General features: G+C 41.9%; 20 protein-coding genes. All 20 read left to right on the top strand.

Going from position 1 to position 22487, the window contains the following annotated elements:
- The first annotated feature begins 92 nt into the window (after window positions 1-92).
- The 20 genes from QNN06_RS10965 to QNN06_RS11060 all read left to right on the top strand — a co-directional run bounded on the left by QNN06_RS10965 (window position 93) and on the right by QNN06_RS11060 (window position 22437).
- Window positions 93-1331, top strand: a complete 1239-nt coding sequence (locus QNN06_RS10965) for a M16 family metallopeptidase (RefSeq protein WP_284037549.1) — start codon at window positions 93-95, stop codon at window positions 1329-1331.
- A 105-nt stretch (window positions 1332-1436) separates the two neighbouring features.
- Complete coding sequence (locus QNN06_RS10970; RefSeq protein WP_213116315.1) at window positions 1437-1679, top strand: YlmC/YmxH family sporulation protein; 243 nt, start codon at window positions 1437-1439, stop codon at window positions 1677-1679.
- A 727-nt stretch (window positions 1680-2406) separates the two neighbouring features.
- Window positions 2407-3309 carry a dipicolinic acid synthetase subunit A gene (gene dpaA / locus QNN06_RS10975; RefSeq protein ID WP_213116314.1) on the top strand — a complete coding sequence of 301 codons (903 nt, stop codon included), beginning with the start codon at window positions 2407-2409 and terminating at the stop codon, window positions 3307-3309.
- On the top strand, window positions 3306-3905 hold the full coding sequence (gene dpaB / locus QNN06_RS10980; RefSeq protein WP_213116313.1) for a dipicolinate synthase subunit B: 600 nt from the start codon (window positions 3306-3308) through the stop codon (window positions 3903-3905). Before dpaA ends, dpaB begins: the two co-directional genes overlap by 4 nt.
- Window positions 3906-4091: 186 nt before the next feature.
- The gene (gene asd, locus QNN06_RS10985; protein WP_284037550.1) at window positions 4092-5141 is read left to right on the top strand and encodes an aspartate-semialdehyde dehydrogenase; all 1050 of its coding nucleotides are present in this window, start codon (window positions 4092-4094) and stop codon (window positions 5139-5141) included.
- Window positions 5142-5165: 24 nt separating this feature from the next.
- Window positions 5166-6410, top strand: a complete 1245-nt coding sequence (gene dapG, locus QNN06_RS10990; protein WP_213116912.1) for an aspartate kinase — start codon at window positions 5166-5168, stop codon at window positions 6408-6410.
- Between the two features lie 69 nt (window positions 6411-6479).
- On the top strand, window positions 6480-7352 hold the full coding sequence (dapA, locus tag QNN06_RS10995; RefSeq protein ID WP_213116311.1) for a 4-hydroxy-tetrahydrodipicolinate synthase: 873 nt from the start codon (window positions 6480-6482) through the stop codon (window positions 7350-7352).
- 132 nt (window positions 7353-7484) lie between these two features.
- Window positions 7485-9152, top strand: coding sequence for a ribonuclease J (locus tag QNN06_RS11000; RefSeq protein ID WP_254124405.1), 1668 nt, complete (start codon window positions 7485-7487; stop codon window positions 9150-9152).
- Window positions 9153-9286: 134 nt separating this feature from the next.
- Window positions 9287-10042: a ClpP family protease gene (locus tag QNN06_RS11005; protein ID WP_284037551.1), complete on the top strand. Its 756-nt coding sequence runs from the start codon at window positions 9287-9289 to the stop codon at window positions 10040-10042.
- Window positions 10039-10257, top strand: a complete 219-nt coding sequence (locus QNN06_RS11010; protein ID WP_213116309.1) for a YlzJ-like family protein — start codon at window positions 10039-10041, stop codon at window positions 10255-10257. The genes QNN06_RS11005 and QNN06_RS11010 overlap by 4 nt, the downstream gene beginning before the upstream one ends.
- 141 nt (window positions 10258-10398) lie before the next feature.
- Window positions 10399-12747 carry an FtsK/SpoIIIE family DNA translocase gene (locus QNN06_RS11015; protein WP_284037552.1) on the top strand — a complete coding sequence of 783 codons (2349 nt, stop codon included), beginning with the start codon at window positions 10399-10401 and terminating at the stop codon, window positions 12745-12747.
- Window positions 12748-12959: 212 nt separating this feature from the next.
- Window positions 12960-13685: a GntR family transcriptional regulator gene (locus QNN06_RS11020; protein ID WP_213116307.1), complete on the top strand. Its 726-nt coding sequence runs from the start codon at window positions 12960-12962 to the stop codon at window positions 13683-13685.
- An 84-nt stretch (window positions 13686-13769) separates the two neighbouring features.
- Entirely contained in the window at window positions 13770-14855 is a 1086-nt protein-coding gene (locus QNN06_RS11025) for a BMP family lipoprotein (protein WP_213116306.1), read from the top strand.
- A 210-nt stretch (window positions 14856-15065) separates the two neighbouring features.
- The gene (locus QNN06_RS11030; RefSeq protein WP_213116305.1) at window positions 15066-16595 is read left to right on the top strand and encodes an ABC transporter ATP-binding protein; all 1530 of its coding nucleotides are present in this window, start codon (window positions 15066-15068) and stop codon (window positions 16593-16595) included.
- Complete coding sequence (locus tag QNN06_RS11035) at window positions 16588-17637, top strand: ABC transporter permease (RefSeq protein WP_213116304.1); 1050 nt, start codon at window positions 16588-16590, stop codon at window positions 17635-17637. Before QNN06_RS11030 ends, QNN06_RS11035 begins: the two co-directional genes overlap by 8 nt.
- Entirely contained in the window at window positions 17638-18597 is a 960-nt protein-coding gene (locus tag QNN06_RS11040) for an ABC transporter permease (protein ID WP_213116303.1), read from the top strand.
- 155 nt (window positions 18598-18752) lie between these two features.
- On the top strand, window positions 18753-20033 hold the full coding sequence (gene yfmF / locus QNN06_RS11045) for an EF-P 5-aminopentanol modification-associated protein YfmF (RefSeq protein ID WP_284037553.1): 1281 nt from the start codon (window positions 18753-18755) through the stop codon (window positions 20031-20033).
- A complete protein-coding gene (yfmH, locus tag QNN06_RS11050; RefSeq protein WP_284037554.1) occupies window positions 20033-21328 on the top strand; it encodes an EF-P 5-aminopentanol modification-associated protein YfmH in 1296 nt (431 codons plus the stop codon). The genes yfmF and yfmH overlap by 1 nt, the downstream gene beginning before the upstream one ends.
- A 60-nt stretch (window positions 21329-21388) precedes the next feature.
- Window positions 21389-22111 (top strand): elongation factor P 5-aminopentanone reductase, encoded by a 723-nt coding sequence (ymfI, locus tag QNN06_RS11055; protein WP_284037555.1) that lies wholly within the window; start codon window positions 21389-21391, stop codon window positions 22109-22111.
- An 80-nt stretch (window positions 22112-22191) separates the two neighbouring features.
- The gene (locus QNN06_RS11060) at window positions 22192-22437 is read left to right on the top strand and encodes a DUF3243 domain-containing protein (RefSeq protein WP_213116299.1); all 246 of its coding nucleotides are present in this window, start codon (window positions 22192-22194) and stop codon (window positions 22435-22437) included.
- Window positions 22438-22487 lie beyond the last annotated feature (50 nt).

Consider the following 22487-nt stretch of genomic DNA (forward strand, 5'->3'; position numbering starts at 1 on the left):
AAGAAATACCTAAAAGTTGGAGAATATAGTGATTATAGGTATAATTAACAATTGGGAAGTAGCATCTGCTGTTTATAGACAGGAGGAAGTCGATGATTAACAAATACACGTGCCAAAATGGAGTAAGAATTGTATTAGAACAAATCCCTACCGTAAGGTCCGTTGCCATTGGTATCTGGATTGGAACGGGATCAAGAGATGAAAATCCTGAGACAAACGGGATTTCCCATTTCCTCGAACATATGTTTTTTAAAGGAACCACTACCAAAACTGCCAAAGAAATTGCGGAATCCTTTGACAGCATTGGCGGTCAGGTAAATGCGTTTACCTCAAAGGAATACACATGCTATTACGCTAAGGTACTTGATACCCATTCAAAGTTTGCTTTAGACGTATTGGCAGATATGTTCTTTAACTCTACCTTTGTGGAAGAGGAATTAAAGAAAGAAAAAAATGTGGTTTTAGAAGAAATAAAGATGTATGAAGATACACCTGATGATATTGTCCATGATTTGCTGAGCAGGGCTGTTTATGAAGACCATCCGCTTGGCTATCCAATTCTTGGTACAGAAGAAACATTGAACGCTTTTACAGGCAATTCGTTAAAGGAATATATCCATGAAAGATACACACCTGAGAATGTTGTGATTTCGATTGCAGGTAATGTTCCAGAAAGCTTCATTCAAGAAGTGGAAGCCTACTTTGGCTCCTACCAAGGCGGAAGCACAACAGTACAAGAAAATGTTCCTGTTTTCCATGCCAACCGGATCTCACGGAAAAAGGAAACTGAACAGGCGCACCTTTGTATCGGGTTTAAAGGATTAAAGGTTGGTCATGAAGATATTTATAGCTTAATTACCTTGAATAATATTTTGGGTGGAAGCATGAGCTCCAGATTATTTCAAGAGGTACGTGAGCAAAGAGGATTAGCTTATTCCGTTTTTTCCTATCATTCTGCTTATCAAGACAGCGGCATTGTGACTATTTACGGCGGTACCGGGGCAAAGCAATTAAATGTATTGTTTGATACTGTTCAGGAAACGCTTGATAAATTAAAACAAACAGGTATAACGGAAAAGGAATTAACGAACAGCAAGGAACAGCTGAAGGGCAGTCTTATGTTGAGTCTGGAAAGCACGAACAGCCGGATGAGCCGGAACGGAAAAAATGAACTTCTTTTAAAACGCCACCGCTCGCTTGATGAAATCATTGAACAAATTGATGCAGTGACAAAAGAAAGCGTAGACAAAATGGCAAGGGATGTATTTACCGATAAGTATTCCGTATCGTTAATCAGCCCTGACGGAGAATTCCCAACCAATTTAGTATAATTAAAGAAATAAACAGTTTGCCTCGGTGAACTGTTTTTTTCTTTATTCTAAATAAGGACTTCCCTCTATAAATATATAGTAAGTGAGGAATAGGGGGCGGCTTATATGAGGTTGAGTGAATTAAGCGGAAAAGAAATTGTCGATGTAAAAAAAGCAGAGCGACTTGGTGTCTTGGGCCAAACTGATCTAGAAATAAATGAAAACACAGGTCAGATCCAGGCGCTCTTAATCCCTTCCGTCAAATGGTTTGGATTGAGAAAGCAAGGGGATGAAATAAGAGTACCCTGGCAGCACATTAAAAAGATTGGATCAGATATGATCATCATCGATGTTCCGGAAGAAGATTAATATTGATGGTCCCTGCTAATGGGCCTGATGATTTCCGCTCCGGGCACTCGCTTTCCGCGGGGAGGTCCTGAAGCCTCCTCGGCGCTTTTTGCGCCTGCGAGGTCTCCAGTGACCTCTATTTCCCGCAGGAGTCGAGTGCCCTCCGCTCCAATCATCAGGGTATCCAAATCAACCTAAAGGATTGCAACACACATTTTGCATCGTTTCTAAGTGTGTTGCAATCTTTTTCATATTTTGGCAGTCTGCAGTCGAGTAGCGATTTTTCGCGTGGTACTAATTCATCTATAAAAAGGAAATTATTCACTTTAGCTATACTTTTTTTGCTGAAACATTTATTTCACCACTTATTTATATTATTTATTGTGAGTTAAATGTCCTAATTGAAAAACTGTTGATTGGAGCGGAAGGAGCGAAGACTCCTGCGGGAGTACGGGGCTGGGGAGACCCCGCAGGCGCTTTAGCGCCGAGGAGGCTCCCCGGCACGCCCGCGGAAAGCGAAGCTCCTGGAGCGGAAATCAACAGACCTATTTAAAGCCTCTATATTAATAACATTTAATAAGTAGAAAAAAGACAGCCTGAAGCCCAAGCAATTTAATTTGCTTGGGCTTTTTTGCATATTCCCGCGTGGAAAACTCACCGATTGAAACTTTCTTACATAAGATGGGGAAGTGATAAAGAACAAAGGAAAATTGAATGGATTCTTTAAAAAAAGAAGGTGAATGTTTTCATGCTGACAGGGATGCAGATAGCCGTTATTGGTGGAGATGCCAGGCAGCTGGAAATTATCCGAAAGTTAACGGAATTAGATGCTAAACTAGCACTGATTGGATTTGAACAGCTTGACCACGCCTTTACCGGTGCAGTCAAGGAGAAAATCTCCGAGGTTGACTTTTCGAATATCGATGCCATTATTCTGCCAGTTGCTGGCACAAATTTAGAAGGTCAAGTAGAGACGATTTTCTCCAACGAGAAAGTGGTCTTAACAGAGGATATTCTTTCGAAAACTCCTGAGCATTGTACCATTTATTCAGGAATCAGCAATTCCTATTTAAACGGGATTGTTGAGCAAACAAGCAAAAAACTAGTCCAGTTGTTTTCAAGAGACGATGTAGCCATTTATAATTCGATTCCTACTGTTGAAGGAACGCTTATGATGGCCATCCAGCATACTGACTTTACGATTCATGGTTCTAATGTAACTGTCTTAGGATTGGGACGGTGCGGTATGAGTATTGCAAGGGCGTTCCATGCATTAGGGGCAAAAGTAAAAGTCGGGGCAAGAAAAAGTGAGCATCTTGCTAGAATTACGGAAATGGCACTGACACCGTTTCAATTAAGCAATATCGAAAAGGAAGTGTCGGGTACAGACATTTTAATCAATACAATTCCGCTGCCAATTGTTAATGCAGCAGTAATTGCCAAACTACCCGCACATACCATAGTAATCGACATTGCCTCAAAACCGGGAGGAACCGATTTTCGTTACGCAGAAAAGAGAGGAATCAAAGCCCTCCTTGCACCCAGCCTGCCTGGAATTGTCGCTCCCAAAACAGCGGGGCAAATTTTAGCAGATGTCCTATCCCAGCTGCTTTCAGAGACAGAACCAGATCGAAAGGGGAATGGAAAATGAGTTTAAAAGGTAAAAGAATTGGTTTTGGATTAACGGGTTCACATTGTACGTATGACGCTGTTTTTCCGGAAATTGAAAAACTGGTGCAGGCTGGCGCAGAGGTGGTTCCGATTGTAACCTTTACGGTTAAAAATACCGATACCCGCTTTGGAAAAGGCGAAGATTGGGTCCAGCGAATTGTCGATTTAACTGGCAATAACCTAATTGATTCCATTGTAAAGGCAGAACCGTTAGGACCGAAAATGCCGCTCGATTGTATGGTAATTGCTCCTTTAACTGGAGTATCGATGAGCAAGTTTGCAAATGCCTTGAATGACAGCCCTGTTTTAATGGCGGCAAAAGCAACGCTTCGAAATCTAAAGCCGGTTGTCTTAGGTATTTCCACGAATGACGCTTTAGGGTTAAATGGGGTAAACTTGATGAGACTGATGGCCACTAAAAACATTTTCTTTATTCCTTACGGACAGGATGACCCTATTAATAAACCAAATTCGATGGTCGCGAGAATGACAATGCTTCCGGAAACAGTGGAAGCAGCAATGGAAGGTAGACAGATTCAGCCGGTATTGGTTGAAAGATACAAAGATGAGGACTAAATTCCTTTCCCTTCATTAAAAAAGGTTATTTCTTTCAAATAATATGATAAAATAAATTAATCTTTCATCAGTGGGTTAATAAGTTAATCCGCTGATGAAAACAATTCATAAAAATATTACTATACTGGCAGCAAAATAACTTAAACTTAAGGAATAACCGGCCAGTGAATAGGAAGGGGAACTAGAATGAGTCATCAAAATGGATTTCACGTCGCAGTTGTCGGAGCAACAGGCGCTGTTGGCCAACAAATGATCCAAACTTTAATGAAAGAAAATTTTCCAATTAGAGAGTTAACCCTGCTTTCCTCCGCTCGTTCGGCAGGAAAAAAGGTCGATATAAATGGCAGTGAATATACAGTGCAAGAAGCAAAGCCAGAGAGCTTTGAGGGTGTAGATATCGCATTGTTCAGTGCGGGTGGAAGCGTCTCCAAAGAATTAGCTCCTGAGGCAGCAAAACGCGGTGCAGTTTGCGTTGATAACACCAGTGCATTCCGTATGGACACCGATATTCCTTTAGTTGTTCCAGAAGTTAATGAAAAAGACTTATTTGAACATAATGGAATCATTGCTAATCCAAACTGTTCTACCATCCAGATGGTGGTTGCTTTAGAACCAATCCGTCAAAAGTTTGGCTTGAAAAAAATTATTGTTTCCACCTACCAAGCTGTTTCTGGCTCAGGTGCTGCAGCGGTGGAAGAACTTTTTCAACAGACAAAGGCAATTTTAAATGAAGAATCGTATGAACCACAAATTTTACCTGTGAAATCTGATAAAAAACACTATCAGATTGCTTTTAATGCGATTCCGCAAATTGATAAATTCCAGGAAAATGGCTATACCTATGAAGAAATGAAAATGATTAATGAAACCAAAAAGATCATGCATCTTCCGGAGCTTCAGGTTTCTGCAACTTGTGTCCGCCTGCCTGTAGCTGTGGGACATTCAGAATCTGTTTATTTTGAAATCGAAGAAGATAATGTAAGCGCCGCTGACATCAAAGCGCTTCTTAAGGATGCACCTGGAGTAATTTTGCAGGACGACCCGGAAAACCAAGTTTATCCAATGCCGGCTGACTGTGTTGGAAAGAATGATGTCTTTGTAGGAAGAATTAGAAACGACCTTGATGAACCAAAAGGATTCCACATGTGGGTTGTTTCCGACAATCTTCTTAAAGGAGCAGCATGGAACTCCGTACAAATTGCGCAAAGATTAGTGGAATTAGGGCTTGTAAAATAGAGAAGGCAGGTTTTGGTGTTTACCATGAAAATCATTGTTCAAAAATTTGGCGGAACCTCCGTCAAAGATGAAACTAGCAGGAAATATGCACAGGGACATATCGAAAAAGCATTGGCTGAAGGCTATAAAGTAGTCGTTGTCGTATCCGCGATGGGAAGAAAGGGCGATCCTTATGCAACTGACACGTTACTGTCCCTGATTGGCGGCAATACAAGTAACATTTCTAAACGTGAGCATGATTTATTGCTATCCTGTGGAGAAGTAATCTCTAGCATTGTGTTTACGAATATGCTGCTTGAGAGCGGTATTAATGCAACGGGATTAACTGGGGCTCAAGCAGGGTTTAGAACCAATAACGACCATACCAATGCAAAAATTGTCGAGATGAAGTGCGACCGCTTGCTTAGGGAACTGGAAAGCCATGATGTCGTCGTGGTTGCCGGATTCCAAGGAGCAGCAAAAAATGGCGATGTGACGACGATTGGCCGCGGCGGCAGCGATACATCCGCTGCTGCCTTGGGAGCAGCACTTAATGCTGAATGGATTGATATTTTTACCGATGTAGAAGGAATTATGACTGCTGACCCGCGCATTGCCGAAAATGCCCGGCCATTATCGGTTGTTACCTATACAGAGGTTTGTAATATGGCCTATCAGGGAGCAAAGGTCATTCACCCTAGGGCAGTTGAAATCGCAATGCAAGCAAAGGTTCCGATTCGGATTCGTTCCACTTATTCAGAATCCGAGGGAACATTAGTGACTACTTTAAATAAAAATAATCGCGGCAGTGACATCAAGGAACGGTTGGTAACGGGAATTGCCCATGTTTCGAACGTTTCGCAAATAAAGGTTTTTGCCAAAAAGGAACAGTACTACCTGCAGGCAGAAGTATTTAAAGCGATGGCAAATGAGAAGATTAGTGTGGATTTTATCAACATTTCTCCAAGTGGAGTTGTATATACGGTTACAGAAGAAATGACAGATAAAGCAATCCGGGTACTAAATGAATTGGGACACGAGCCAGAGGTTGAACGTCATTGTGCCAAGGTTTCCGTAGTGGGTGCCGGGATCGCAGGAGTGCCGGGGGTTACTTCAAAAATTGTAACTGCCCTTTCAAATCAAGGAATCCGGATTCTGCAATCGGCAGACAGCCATACGACGATCTGGGTCCTTGTCAAGCAGGAGGATTTAGTAAAATCAGTAAACGCCTTGCATAGTGCCTTTCACCTTGAAGATGAATCACTAGAATTAAATAGCTTGGATTTTTAAGAAAACCTTTTGAATAGGAAGTTGGAAGCACCAGATTTGGGGAGCGAAAGTTTCGAAAGGAGTAATAAAATGGTTCATTTCGGGCGAGTATCCACTGCAATGGTAACGCCTTTTGATAAGAAAGGGCATATTGACTTTGGCAAAACCACGAAGCTAATTAATTATTTAATTGATAATGGTACAGATTCACTTGTTGTGGCAGGTACAACAGGTGAATCACCAACCTTATCGAAAGAAGAAAAACTGGCATTATTCAGCCATGTTGTGAAAGCCGTAAATAAGCGAATCCCTGTTATTGCCGGAACAGGCAGCAATAATACGTACGCATCAATCGAGATGACAAAAAAAGCGGAGCAGGTCGGTGTGGACGCTATTATGCTGGTCGCACCGTATTACAATAAACCGAATCAAGAGGGTCTATACCAGCATTTTAAAGCAATTGCCGAATCAACTACCCTTCCGGTAATGGTCTACAATATCCCGAGCAGGTCGGTCGTGACAATTCACCCAGATACGATTATCCGCTTGTCAAAAATACCAAATATTGTGGCTGTGAAAGAAGCGAGTGGAGATTTAAATGCCATGACGCACATAATTGCTAATACCGATGATGACTTTGCATTATACAGCGGCGATGACGCAGTCACGCTGCCTGTGCTGTCCATCGGGGGCGCAGGGGTTGTTTCAGTTGCCTCTCATGTCATTGGCAATGAATTACAAGAGATGGTAAAAGCATTTTTTGACGGAGAAAATCAACTGGCAGCCAAATTACATCAGCGTCTGCTCCCGATGATGCAGGGATTATTTGCTGCACCAAGTCCAGCACCTGTGAAAACAGCCCTGCAAATCAAAGGCTTGGATGTTGGATCCGTCAGATTGCCGCTAGTGGGATTAACAGAGCAGGAACGTGCTAATTTGATTGAAATTTTAAATGAGAAATAAATGCGAAGAAACCAACCGCCAAAAGCTCGGTTGGTTTTTTCCTTTTTTACCATTGTAAAGGTTTTCCGATTTCAAGTATAATAAACCTAACTGATTTCGATCGGAGCAACTTAGGTTTAGGAGGAAAAGGATTTGATAAAGAAAAAAAATCAATCCATCAAGATTATTGGACTTGGTGGAATAGGGGAAATCGGAAAGAATATGTATTTGGTGGAAGTGGACAAGGACATATTCGTCATTGATGCTGGGCTAATGTTCCCCGAGGAAGAAATGCTGGGCATTGACATGGTTATACCTGATATTACCTACTTAAAGGAGAATAAGGACCGGGTTAAAGCAATATTTTTAACGCATGGCCACGAGGATCATATTGGAGCGCTTTCCTATATACTTCGGCAGATCAATGTGCCTGTCTACGGAATGAAACTGACACTTGCACTGGCAGGAGCCAAATTAAAGGAGCAGGACTTTAATGGAAAAGCTAACTTTATCGAAATAGATTCCAATATGGTTCTCGATTTAGATACTGTCCAAGTAAGCTTCTTCAGAACAAATCATAGTATTCCAGATTCAGTTGGGGTTTGTATCCACACTTCAGAAGGAATCATTGTTTACACGGGCGACTTTAAATTTGATCAGGCAGCCACCAGGCTTTATAGGCCGGAGATTGGAAAAATGGCAGCCATCGGTGAACAAGGTGTATTATGCTTGCTGTCAGACAGTACCGAAGCTGAAAAGCCGGGTTATACAACGTCTGAAGCGATTGTCGAGCGCGAATTGTCGAACGCGTTTTACAATGCACCGGGGCGGATTATTGCTGCCTGCTTTGCATCTGATATTAATAGAATTCAGCATATTTTTAATGCTGCCAAGGAGAACAACCGTAAAGTCGCAGTAGTTGGAAAAAGTCTTGAACGAATTTACCACATCGCCATGGATTTAGGTTATTTAGAGGTGGCGGATGATTTAATCATATCTATTGATGAGATTAAGAATTATCAAGACAAGGAAATTGCCGTCTTGATGACTGGGAGCCAGGGTGAACCTATTGAGGCTCTGCAAAAAATGGCCAAGCAGACACACAAGCTAATCAATATCCAGCCCGGTGATACTGTCTTGATAGCAGCCTCGCCGCTAAAGGGCAGCGAAGTATTTTTATTTAAAACAATTGATATGCTGTTTAGAGCGGGCGCTAATGTTGTTTCCGGAAAACGAACCATCCATGTTTCAAGCCATGGCAGCCAAGAAGAATTAAAATTTATGATTAACCTAATGAAGCCTAAATTCTTTATTCCTGTTCACGGCGAATACCGGATGTTGAAAGCCCATCGGAAAATTGCAATGGAATGCGGTCTTCGCGATGAGCAGATTTCCATTCCTGATCGCGGTGACGTGGTGGAGTGGAAGGATGGGAAGATTGCCATTACAGGTAAAGTGCCATCCGGAAATGTTCTGATTGATGGAATTGGCGTAGGCGATGTAGGGAACATTGTGTTGCGGGACCGTAAATTATTGTCTCAGGATGGCATATTAATAGTTGTCGTCACCCTGACAAAGCAGGAAAAGAAAATTGCCGCCGGACCAGAAATTATCTCAAGGGGATTTGTTTATGTCCGGGAGTCTGAAAAGTTAATGGATGACTCCACTAAATTAGTCCGTGATATCGTTGAAAGAAATATTGCCAAGGAAAGCTTTGAATGGTCCAGCTTAAAGCAGGAAATTAGAGATGAACTAAATCGCTACCTCTTTGAAAAGACAAAAAGACGGCCGATGATTCTGCCTATTATAATGGAAGTATAAACTTATAGGGGCCTGCCCCCGCTGCTTAAGATCCACGCAGCGGGGGAAAGGCCCTTTTTGATGTTTATTTTTCAAGCATGAATTTATTTCATAGGCAAATACTAAAAGATATCATGCTTGAAGGGAGTATTGGGATGAATAACAATTTTATTAGAAATGATGCGGAGAATCCAGGAGGCGCTGAGCCGCAAAAAGAGGAAAAATCTGCTTCTCCGTTAATAGAAAAAATACAGCAACTAGGTCAAACGAATGTCCCTCAATTATCCGCCGATTCAAAAATTCACTGTTTGACAATCGTGGGACAAATTGAGGGGCATATGGCGCTTCCACCGCAAAACAAAACGACGAAATATGAACATATTATTCCTCAGCTTGTAGCGATTGAACAAAACCCGAATATTGAAGGATTATTGATTATCTTAAATACGGTAGGCGGTGATGTTGAGGCGGGACTCGCCATTTCGGAAATGCTGGCCACTTTATCGAAACCAACCGTTTCGATTGTTCTTGGCGGCGGCCATTCAATTGGAGTTCCGATCGCTGTTTCCTGCACGTACAGCTTTATTGCAGAAACAGCAACGATGACAATCCATCCAATCCGCTTGACAGGACTGGTCATCGGTGTCCCTGCAACCTTTGAATATCTGGACAAAATGCAGGAGCGGGTTGTTAGTTTCGTAACCAAGCATTCAAAAATACCGGAAGAAACCTTTAAAGAATTAATGTTTGCTAAAGGGAATTTAACGAGAGATATTGGAACAAACGTGATTGGTGAAGAAGCTGTGAAATATGGGTTGATAGACGAAGTAGGGGGCCTCGGCTATGCGATGAAGAAACTGAATGAATTGATTGAGTTAAAAAAGGATGAAAATAAGGGACTGATTCAATGATTTTATATACGATGATGCCGCAGGAGCTAATATTCCCTTATGATGCAGATGCCTTCAAAAATCAGCAAACGATTTCCTACCAGGGCATCCCTTTATTGGTCGAGCAAACAGACCAGCAAAATTATCAAGTCATTCGAGTATTAAGTAGTGATCCGCAGCATTTTTTGAATGATCAGATTTGCCCTGGTGCAAAAATTTCTTTTTCTAATCTATAAGGATAAAGGAAAACTATTAACGCATTATGGTATAATAAGGGTAAAGAGACAAGAGCAGCCAAAATAAGGCTGCTTTTCTGCCTTTATCACAAAAAAGTCGAGGCATCATTAGAATAAAATCAATAATATAAAGGTGATTGAATGGCCAAAAAAAAGAAACGACAACCGAAAAGACGAGATACCCAGTTAAAACGGACGGTCCAATATGAATTATCGGCACTGGCAATCCTAGCATTAGCGATTATTTCAATTGCAAAGCTTGGGGCAGTCGGCAGAGCAACCGTCCTGTTCTTCCGTTTTTGGATGGGTGAATGGTATATGCTTAGTTTACTGGGGCTGGTTATACTGAGTATTTATTTAATGTGGAAAAGGGAGATTCCATTTTTCTTTCATATTAAAATTGTAGGCAGTTATTTTATTGTTTTAGCTCTTCTTCTATTGAGTCACGTTACATTGTTTGATTTGCTGAGCAATAATGGGAAATTTAAGAACCCCAGTGTCATCAACAATACATGGGAGTTATTCATGATGGAGGTCCGGGGGGAAACCAGTACACATGATCTCGGTGGAGGAATCCTTGGGGCCATATTGTTTGCTCTGTTTCATTATTTATTTGCAGAAACCGGTACAAAAATCATTGCCTTTATTTTTATTTTAGTAGGGTTTATTTTATTAACCGGCAAATCATTTGGCGATTTCGTAGCAAAAATCTTGATGGGGGTTTTTGGCTTTTCAAAAACCCAGTGGCAAGCCTTTAAAACGGATGTAGCCGAATGGAAAGAGAAACAGCAGGAAAGGCGGACCGAGCGTAGCAATCAAAGAAGGCAGGCCCAAGAAAACAGGCGGACTCAGGAGACTGCCGTAAATGTTCCCGAACCACGGGCGGCTACGGACGAAGCTGTCATCCCGGAACCGTTAATCTCCAATTTTGCGGACCGGGCATATCAGGAGGAGCTGCCTAGGGAAAGACCGCAGCGAGAGCCGGCAAAGAGCAGAAGGAGCAAGCAAGAGGAACCAGAGGAAGATATTACTCCACCTATCTCATTTGCTGAAGTGGAAAATGCCGCCTATGAATTGCCGCCGCTCAGGCTTCTGAAACTTCCAAAGAAAACCGATCAAAGCGGTGAATATGAGCTAATCAACAAGAATGCAGCTAAACTGGAAAGAACCTTTCAAAGCTTCGGGGTCAAAGCACGCGTCACTCAGGTTCACCTAGGGCCTGCGGTCACAAAATATGAGGTTCATCCTGATGTCGGTGTAAAAGTCAGCAAAATCGTCAGTCTCAGCGATGATTTGGCATTAGCACTGGCAGCGAAGGATATTCGAATGGAAGCCCCTATTCCCGGAAAATCAGCGATTGGAATAGAGGTGCCAAATTCGGAAATTGCCATGGTTTCACTGAGAGAGGTATTGGAGGCAACCCAAAATGACAAGCCGGATGCCAAGTTGATGATAGGTCTCGGCAGGGATATTACCGGCGAAGCAGTAATGGCTGAACTTAATAAAATGCCCCATCTGCTTGTAGCTGGAGCGACAGGAAGCGGTAAAAGTGTCTGCATCAATGGTATTATTACCAGCATTCTGATGAGGGCCAAGCCTCATGAAGTGAAATTAATGATGATAGATCCAAAAATGGTCGAGCTTAATGTATATAACGGGATACCCCATCTGCTTGCGCCAGTTGTGACAGAACCCAAAAAGGCCTCCCAGGCCTTGAAAAAAGTGGTCAGCGAGATGGAAAGAAGATATGAATTATTTTCTCACACCGGAACAAGGAATATTGAAGGCTATAACGACCATGTTAGAAAACATAATCTTGAAGAAGATGATAAGCAGCCGTTATTACCGTATATTGTCGTTATAGTGGACGAGCTAGCCGATTTAATGATGGTTGCCTCTTCAGATGTAGAGGATTCCATCACTCGTCTAGCGCAGATGGCCCGTGCGGCCGGGATTCATCTTATTATTGCGACCCAGCGCCCTTCGGTCGATGTCATCACCGGGGTCATCAAGGCAAATATTCCTTCACGGATCGCATTCGCAGTATCAAGCGGAACAGACTCACGCACGATCCTCGATATGGGCGGGGCGGAAAAGCTTCTTGGCAGAGGGGACATGCTTTTTATGCCGGTCGGTGCCACAAAACCGGTCCGCGTCCAAGGCGCCTTCCTCTCCGATCAAGAAGTAGAGGACACGGTTGAATTTGTTATCTCCCAGCAAAAGGCCCAATATCAGGAGGAAATGATCCCTGATGATATTCCAGAGGCTACTGGCGAGGTTGAAGACGAATTATATGACGAGGCAGTTGAATTGATTGTTGATATGCAAACAGCATCTGTATCAATGCTGCAGCGCCGCTTCCGGATTGGCTATACAAGAGCAGCAAGACTGATTGACGAAATGGAGCTCCGCGGAGTGGTAGGGCCATATGAAGGAAGCAAACCTAGGGCGGTCTTAATTACTAAGCCAAACGAAGAAAAAAGCTCATAAAAAAGAGTCTTAGGACTCTTTTTTTATTCTATTTTTATCGGGAATTGATAAGATAGTAATAGTGGTGAATAATGATTTTTATGATTTCGTCTTTTTTCGACAAAATTATGAATTTCTATTTATTTCTCACAGAAAACATGATAAGATTATTGCGATTAGTAGGAATGATATCAGAGGTCTGATGTCTAAGGAAAAGGCTGGAGGAAAGCAGCATGTCCATCAAGTCAGATAACCGGCATTTATATTTACAAGTAATCGATCGGCTTAAGCAGGATATTGATGACGGGATATACAAAGAAAAAGAAAAACTGCCATCGGAATTCGATCTTGCCAAGCAGCTTGGTATTAGCAGGGCTACACTTCGAGAAGCTCTAAGGATTCTTGAAGAGGAAAATGTGATTATCAGGCGCCATGGGGTTGGTACGTTTGTTAACGCAAAGCCATTGTTCACATCAGGGATTGAACAGCTTAGCAGTGTTACTGACATGATTAAACAGGCTGGCATGAAACCAGGAACCATTTTCTTAAAGTCGTCAACTCAAAGCCCAACGGAAGAGGATATACGTCGTTTCTCATGTTCCGCTGATGAGGAAATGGTCGTGATTGAGAGAGTAAGAACCGCAAATGGGGAACCGGTCGTTTATTGCATTGACAAGGTTCCATCACATATACTGCCGGAAACCTTTTTACATGGTGAAGAATCAATCTTCAACATTTTGGTAGAAGAGGCCAACAGAAGGATTACATATGCGGTTGCCCAAATCGAGCCAATTGGCTATCATGAGAAAATTTCCCCAATATTGGAATGTGATCCCGAAACTGCATTGTTGGTTTTAAAACAGATGCATTTCGATGAAATGGATGAACCTGTCCTTTTTTCAGTAAACTATTTTAAAGCGGACAAATTTAGTTTTCATGTTCTAAGAAAACGTGTTTAATTTTTTTTAATTGGCAATGAAAACGTAATCAGTCCATGCTTTAACATTTCTACTAACAAACAACATTCTTAGGGGGAAAATACCTTGAAAAAGCGTAAAGTTGGAATGGCGCTATCACTTGTTCTTGCTGCTGGAACACTATTAGGTGCTTGTGGAAAAAGTGATGACAACAAAGGAACTGAAACATCAAAAGGCGGAGAAAAAGGAAAAGCATTCTCTGTAGCAATGGTTACTGACGTCGGCGGTGTAGATGACAAATCCTTTAACCAATCAGCGTGGGAAGGTCTTCAAAAGTTCGGTAAAGATAACGGCATGAAAGAAGGAAAAGGCGGTTATTCTTACCTTCAGTCTAAATCAGATGCTGACTATGCAACAAACTTAAATACTCTTGCTCGCCAAGATTTTGACTTAGTATATGGAATCGGCTTCTTAATGCAGGCAGCCGTTGAAGAAATTGCAAAACAACAAAAAGACCATCATTTTGCAATCGTTGACGCTGAAGTAAAACAGCCAAACGTAGCAAGTATCCTTTTTAAAGAGCAGGAAGCAGCATTCCTTGCGGGTGTAGCGGCTGCTTTAACAACAAAAACAAACCATATCGGTTTTATCGGTGGTATGGAAATTCCAGTTATCGAGCGCTTTGAATCAGGCTTCCTTGCTGGTGTAAAAGCTGCTAAACCAGAAGTACAGGTTGACGTTCAATATTCTGGTGCATTTGACAAGGCAGAATTAGGGCAATCTATTGCATCCAAAATGTACTCTTCTGGTGCAGACGTTGTCTTCCACGCAGCTGGTGCTACTGGTAACGGTCTGTTCAAAGAAGCAGTTGACCGTAAAGCGAAAGAACCAAGCAAAGACTTCTGGGCGATCGGGGTTGACCGTGACCAAGCTGACATGGGACCAGACGTTGTCTTAACATCTGCATTAAAGCGTGTTGACGTAGCAGTTCAAGACTTGTCCAAAAAGTCAATGGATGGCAACTTCCCTGGCGGCGAAGTGGTATTATACGGTTTACATGAAGATGGCGTAGGTTTGGCACCAATTAACGCAAAGGCTCCAAACAAAGATGCGATTGATAAAGCGGTTAAAGAATATATTGAAAAAATCAAATCCGGTGACTTAAAAGTTCCTCAAACTCGTGATGAATTGAAAAACTTTAGTGCAAAATAAAACTACTAACAGGGAATAAGCGGATATTATCGAGATAATCCGCTTATTCCTTCTTAATGAAATCTTAATTGAAGTGCAGAAATGATTTTCTGCCTTTCAATTAAGGTTTTAATGGGGAGATATCCCTGTTTTTTAAATCTTGGAAAGGTCTGACCTCTTACTTTTATTGGTCGAAATTTCCATCACCTTTATTACAGGGAGTGAGAATAAATGGAATATGTAATTGAGATGCTTAATATTCGAAAAGAATTCGGCAGCTTTGTTGCTAATGATAACATTACTCTCCAATTGAAAAAGGGAGAAATTCATGCCTTGCTTGGCGAAAACGGAGCAGGTAAATCAACTTTGATGAACGTGCTTTTTGGTTTGTATCAACCGGAAGCAGGAGAAATTAGAGTAAAAGGAAAGTCTGTTAAAATTACCGATCCTAACGTCGCTAATGACCTTGGAATCGGAATGGTCCATCAGCACTTTATGTTAGTGGACACATTTACAGTAACTGAAAACATTATCCTTGGCAGAGAGATTACATCTGCTGGCCGGATTGACATTAAAAAGGCAGAACAGGAAGTCCGGCAAATTTCCGAACAGTACGGATTAGCTGTTGATCCACAGGCTAAAATATCCGATATCTCTGTAGGTATGCAGCAAAGGGTAGAAATATTAAAAACGTTATACCGAGGAGCGGAGATTTTAATTTTCGACGAACCGACTGCCGTGTTGACTCCACAAGAAATTAAAGAGTTAATTCAAATTATGAAAACTCTTATTAAAGAGGGTAAATCTATTATTCTGATTACCCATAAGTTAAAAGAGATAATGGAGGTCGCCGACCGCTGTACTGTTATCCGTAAAGGTAAGGGAATTGGTACGGTCAATGTCAGTGAAACCAATCCAAATGAACTGGCTAGCTTGATGGTTGGACGGGAGGTTGTCTTTAAAACAGAAAAGAAGCCTGCCGAACCAAAGCAAGAAGTGTTAGTGGTTAAAGATTTAACGGTGAAGGATTCACGTGGTGTCACGGTTGTTAATAGTTTGGATTTAACAGTTCGGGCCGGTGAAATTGTTGGAATTGCTGGTGTAGATGGAAACGGACAGTCAGAACTAATTGAAGCGCTTACAGGACTACGCAAATCAGATAACGGCAGCATTCAACTGAATGGAAAAGAATTAATTAACCATGCCCCTAGAAAAATTACAGAATCAGGGGTAGGCCATATTCCACAGGACCGTCATAAACATGGACTTGTGTTAAATTATCCAATTGCCGAAAATATGGTTTTGCAAACCTATTATCAGAAGCCTTTTTCTAAAAGCGGAGTATTGAATTTTAAGGAAATTTATAATAAGGCAAGAAAATTAATCAGTGAATTTGACGTACGTACACCAAGTGAATATACGTTGGCGCGCGCTCTTTCTGGAGGTAACCAGCAAAAGGCAATCATCGGCCGTGAAGTGGACAGGAATCCTGATTTGTTGATTGCCGCTCAGCCGACACGTGGCTTGGATGTGGGTGCCATTGAATTTATCCACAAACGCCTCATTGAGCAGCGCGATCATGGCAAGGCCGTCTTGCTTGTTTCTTTTGAATTAGATGAGATTATGAATGTCAGCGACCGAATTGCTGTTATTTATGAGGGGAAGATCGTTGCTGTTGTCAATCCAAAAGAGACAGACGAACAAGAACTTGGATTGTTAATGGCAGGATCGAATAGAAAGGAAGCGGGTGCAAATGTCTAAGCGCTTAACAGGTATCTTAACACCAATCATTTCGGTGTTATTAGGAATTATCGTAGGAACCATTATTATGTTAATCAGCGGATATGACCCGGTTGCCGCTTATACAGCACTTTGGAACGGTGCTTTTGGGGAAGTTTACTATGTTGGGGAAGTTATTCGCCAGTTTACACCGTATATTTTGGCGGGGTTGGCGGTAGCGTTTGCTTTCCGTGTGGGTCTATTTAACATCGGGGTAGAGGGACAATTTATTGTCGGTTGGCTGGCATCGGTCTGGGTAGGGGTTGCTTTTGACCTTCCAAAAGTCATTCATCTGCCGCTTGCCATCTTGGCAGCTATTGTTGCAGGTGCCCTGTGGGCCTTTATCCCTGGCTTTTTGAAGGCGCGTTTTCGCGTCCATGAAGTTATTGTCACCATTATGTTGAACTATGTTGCTTTGCATGTGACTAACTATATTATAAGAAATGTTTTAGCTGCTAAGAGCGGTGATAAGACAGAAATGATTCATGAATCTGCAAGCCTGCGTTCAGAATGGCTCCAAAGCCTGACAGATTATTCCCGTCTTCACTGGGGGATTATCCTTGCAATTGCCTGCTGTTTTATCATGTGGTTCTTATTAGAAAAAACAACAAGAGGATTCGAACTGCGGGCAGTGGGTTTTAACCAGCATGCAGCGCACTACGCTGGGATGAATGTAAATAGAAATATCATTCTTTCCATGGTAATTTCCGGTGCTTTTGCTGGTTTGGCAGGTGCAATGGAGGGACTCGGAACCTTCGGATATGCGGCCGTTAAAGGCGGATTTACCGGTGTAGGGTTTGACGGTATCGCGATTGCCTTGCTTGGTTCTAACACGGCATTAGGGGTATTCTTCTCAGCGATTTTATTCGGCGCCTTAAAAGTAGGGGCTTTAAACATGCCGCTTGAAGCGGGTGTGCCAAATGAACTCGTTGATATTATTATCGCACTTATTGTTTTCTTTGTTGCATCCAGCTATATAATCAGAGCATTTCTTGATCGAATCGGTAAGAAGGGGGTGAAGTAAGTGAGCTTAATGGACATTTTAACAATTGTTGTTCCATCTACACTTTTATGGGCTGCTCCACTTATCTTCACTGCGTTAGGCGGTATTTTCTCAGAGCGTTCCGGTGTCGTAAACATCGGTCTCGAAGGATTAATGGTTATTGGGGCATTTACTTCCATCGTGTTTAACTTAACATTTTTTGATACATTCGGAAATGCAACCCCTTGGATTGCCATCTTAGTAGCGATGGTCGCCGGTGCCATTTTCTCGCTATTGCATGCAGTAGCGTCCATCACTTTTCGAGCCGATCACACCGTTTCCGGTGTAGCTATTAACTTACTTGCAGTTGGTTTAACAATGTTCCTTGTTAAACAAATTTATGGCAAAGGTGAAACAGGGATTATTTCCAAGGGCTTCAGCAAAATTGATGTGCCTGTTTTAAAAGACATTCCAGTTATTGGGGAAATCTTTTTCCAAAATACCTATTGGACATCCTTTGTAGCGATTATCGTTGCCATTATTGCTTGGTATATTGTTTATAAAACACCGTTCGGCCTTCGTCTTCGTTCCGTCGGAGAGCATCCAATGGCGGCAGATACAATGGGAATCAATGTAACTAAAATGCGTTATTTAGGTGTAATGCTTTCTGGAGCACTTGGCGGAATCGGCGGAGCTGTCTATGCACAGTCCATAACTTCTAATTTCAGTCATGCTACCATCAGCGGACAGGGCTTCATGGCGCTGGCGGCCATGATTTTCGGAAAATGGCATCCGCTTGGAGCACTTGGAGCAGCTATTTTCTTTGGATTCGCACAAAGTATTAGTATCATCGGTTCAAGCTTGCCATTCTTAAAAGAAATACCAAACGTGTATTTGTTAATTGCTCCATACGTTTTAACTATTCTAGCCTTAACTGGATTCATCGGCCGCGCCGATGCCCCAAAGGCAGTTGGAACACATTATATAAAAGGAAGCAGGTAGATACTTGCTTGGACCCCCAGATTTTCTGGGGGTTCTTTTTTTAAGCTTGAATTGTACAGGTTTTATAGTATAGGTTTTATATGAAAGGAAAAAATATAAAGAAAAATGTTTTCATATCATATGTTAAGACCCTTTAACAGACAGGAGGAAGATAAATGGAAGCAGTCGTTGAAAAAATAACGCAAATGCAAGGCTATAAACTCCATGTTGTTGAAACTGATAAATATAAAACGAATACTCTGGTCTGGAGAATGAAAGCGCCATTGTCAAATGAGGATGTCACGAAAAGAGCGCTTTTGCCCTATGTGCTGCAGTCTAGTTCTGCCAAATATCCAACGACGACACAGCTCCGTTCCTATTTGGATGATCTATACGGAGCTACTCTTTATGTCGATTTAGGAAAAAAGGGCGAGTATCATATTGTCAGCTTTCTGATAGAAATTGCAAATGAAAAATTCTTGACCGACCCTAGTCCTTTATTGAAAAAGGGCTTTGAATTATTGGCAGAAATTTTGACGAAGCCCAATGTCTCCGGTCAGGCGTTTGATAAGGAAACAGTTGAAAAAGAAAAACGCACACAAAAGCAAAGAATTCAATCAGTGTATGATGATAAAATGCGCTACTCCAATGTCCGCCTCATTCAGGAAATGTGCAAAGGGGAGCAGTATGCTCTAGAGGTTAATGGCGAGGCTGAAGCAGTCGATGCAATTTCTCCTGAAAACTTATTCGAATATTTCCAGAGAGCCTTTAATGAGGATGAAATGGATCTTTACGTGATTGGCGATGTAAAAGAAGAAGAAGTGAAGACTATTGCAGAAGGGCTTCTGCAATTTGAAAATCGCACTCCACAAAAGGCTTCCGCTACTGAGGTTCAAAACAGAACAGAAGTAAATGAGGTTAAGGAAGTTCAAGATGTCAAACAAGGAAAATTAAATATGGGTTACCGAACAAATATCGTCTTTGGCAATCCCGATTATTTTGCATTGCAGGTTTTTAACGGCATTTTTGGCGGCTTTGCCCATTCGAAACTGTTTATCAATGTCCGGGAAAAGGCAAGTCTCGCCTATTATGCAGCCAGCCGGCTTGAAAGCCATAAGGGTTTAATGATGGTCATGTCGGGTATCGATAATAAAAATTATGATCAGGCTGTTAAAATCATTCGCGAGCAAATGGAAGCAATGCAAAAGGGGGACTTCACGGACGCCGAGCTAGTTCAAACTAAAGCCGTCATTCGCAACCAAATTCTTGAAACCATTGATACATCGCGGGGGTTACTCGAGCTTCTATATCATAACGTCGTTGCAAACCAAGATATTAAGCTCGAATCATGGATTACTGATATGCAGAAAATAACCAAAGAAGAAATTATCGCAGTGGCTAATAAGATCAACCTTGATACCATTTATTTCTTAACAGGAACGGAGGCGGGCAAGTAATGGAGAAAATCAGCTTTGACCAGCTTCAAGAAGAGCTTTATCACGAGAAAATGTCAAACGGCTTACATGTCTACATCTTACCGAAAAAAGGCTTTAATAAAACCTATGCAACCTTTACAACTAAGTACGGTTCGGTTGATAATACGTTTGTGCCTTTGGGAAAAGACGAATTTGTCAAGGTTCCTGATGGGATTGCCCATTTTTTGGAGCATAAGCTGTTTGAAAAAGAAGATGGCGATGTCTTTCAGCAATTCAGCAAACAGGGAGCATCGGCCAACGCCTTTACATCATTTACACGGACTGCCTATTTGTTTTCGAGCACCTCAGATGTTGAAAAAAACTTAGAAACATTGGTGGATTTTGTTCAGGACCCATATTTCTCTGACAAAACAGTGGAAAAAGAGAAAGGCATCATTGGGCAAGAAATCACGATGTATGACGATAACCCAGATTGGCGCTTATATTTCGGGATCATCGAAAATCTATTCCAAAACCATCCCGTCAAAATTGACATTGCGGGAACAATTGAGTCCATTTCCGAAATCACAAAAGAATGGCTGTATGAGTGCTATAATACTTTTTATCACCCAAGCAACATGCTTTTGTTTATTGTTGGAGCGGTTGACCCGGACAAAATCATGAAACAGGTAAAAGACAATCAGGCTAAGAAGGACTATAAGGAAATGCCTGAAATTAAGCGGAAGTTCGAAGAGGAACCCCTAAAGGCAGCGGAGAAAAAACAGGTTTTGCAAATGAATGTGCAAACATCAAAATGCTTGGTTGGTATTAAGGCGCTGCACGTGGATCAGCAAGGCCCGGAAATGTTAAAAAATGAGTTAACCATGAATGTGCTCCTTGATTTACTATTTGGGAAGAGCTCTGAAAACTATTACAAGCTATATAATGACGGATTGGTCGATGAATCATTCTCCTTCGATTATACGCAGGAGCAGGGCTTTGGCTTTGCGATGATCGGCGGCGATACGAATAATCCGGACCAACTAGCAGACAGAATCCAAAAAATCCTGTTGGATGCAAAGGGTGTCCAAACATTTACCGAAGAACAGCTAGAAAGGGCTAAGAAAAAGAAAATTGGTGCATTCCTGAGGGCGGTCAACTCTCCTGAATATATCGCAAACCAATTTACCCGCTACGCCTTTAACGACATGAACCTATTTGATGTCGTGCCAACACTTGAAAAAATCACTCTGGGAGACGTTCAGTCACTGGCTTCGGAAGTAATTGCCGACGAGCGGATTTCAGTCTGCCAGGTCGTGCCCAAAAATAAACAATAGAAATCCAGAGGCCTGCCCCCTAGGGATCAGGCCTCCTTATTTAAAGAGAGAGTGAACAATATGCATAAATATGTTCTTATTACGGGAGCGAGCGGAGGAATTGGCCAGGCGGTAGCTTACCAATTGGCAGAAAAAGGATATCATCTTTACTTGCATTACAATCAAAATGAAGAGTCGATTAAAGAGTTGCTGAACAAGCTTTCCCCCTTTAAGGGGGAGTACATACCGATTCATGCCGATTTGGCTGTGCCGGAAGGTTATTTAAAGGTTAGCTCGCAAATCTTTTCGCTGGATGCGATTGTACATTGCGGCGGAATGGGGCAATATGGATTGTTAATGGATTTAAAGCTGGACGAAGCGATGGCACTCATGAATGTCCATGTATTAAGTCCCTTAATGCTGACAAAAGAACTTCTGCCAAAACTTATCACTAAAAAATCAGGAAATATTGTGGTAATCACATCAATTTGGGGACAGACTGGTGCTGCCTGTGAAGTTGCCTATTCTGCCGCAAAAGGAGCGCAGATTTCCTTTGTGAAGGCCTTAAGCAAGGAAGTTGCATTAAATGGAATTCGTGTGAATGCCATCGCTCCTGGGGCGATAGATACGCCGATGATGGCCGGCTTTACGGAGGAAGAAACCGAAAGAATTGCCTTTGAAATTCCGATGGGCAGGCTGGGGCAGGCCGAAGAAATTGCTAAGGGCACAGCCTTCCTTTTATCTGATGATTCCAGTTATATGACAGGCCAGGTGCTTGCCATCAATGGCGGCTGGTATACCTAAAAATTCATATTTTCAGGATGTATAGAAATTGCCTCCGCTTTGCAAAATATACTTGTACCATCTTAAAAGGAGGCAAAATTATGTCTGTTTTAGATAACTGGAAACAATGGCAGGACTTCCTTGGGGATCGCCTAAACAACGCACAATCTCAAGGAATGAGTGAAGGAGCAATCAACACCATTGCTTACCAAATTGGTGACTATCTGGCAAGGAACGTTGATCCAAAGAATGAGCAAGAAAGAGTTCTTTCCGATATGTGGTCAGTTGCTGATCCACAGGAGCAGCAAGCCATTGCCAACGTAATGGTTAAGCTTGTAAAACAATAGTGTGTAAAGAGAGGAGAAATCTCCTCTCTTTTTTGATAGATATTAATTAC

Origin of the sequence: Neobacillus sp. 114 (genome assembly GCF_030127045.1) — a bacterium.
Lineage (GTDB): Bacteria > Bacillota > Bacilli > Bacillales > Cytobacillaceae > Neobacillus > Neobacillus rhizophilus.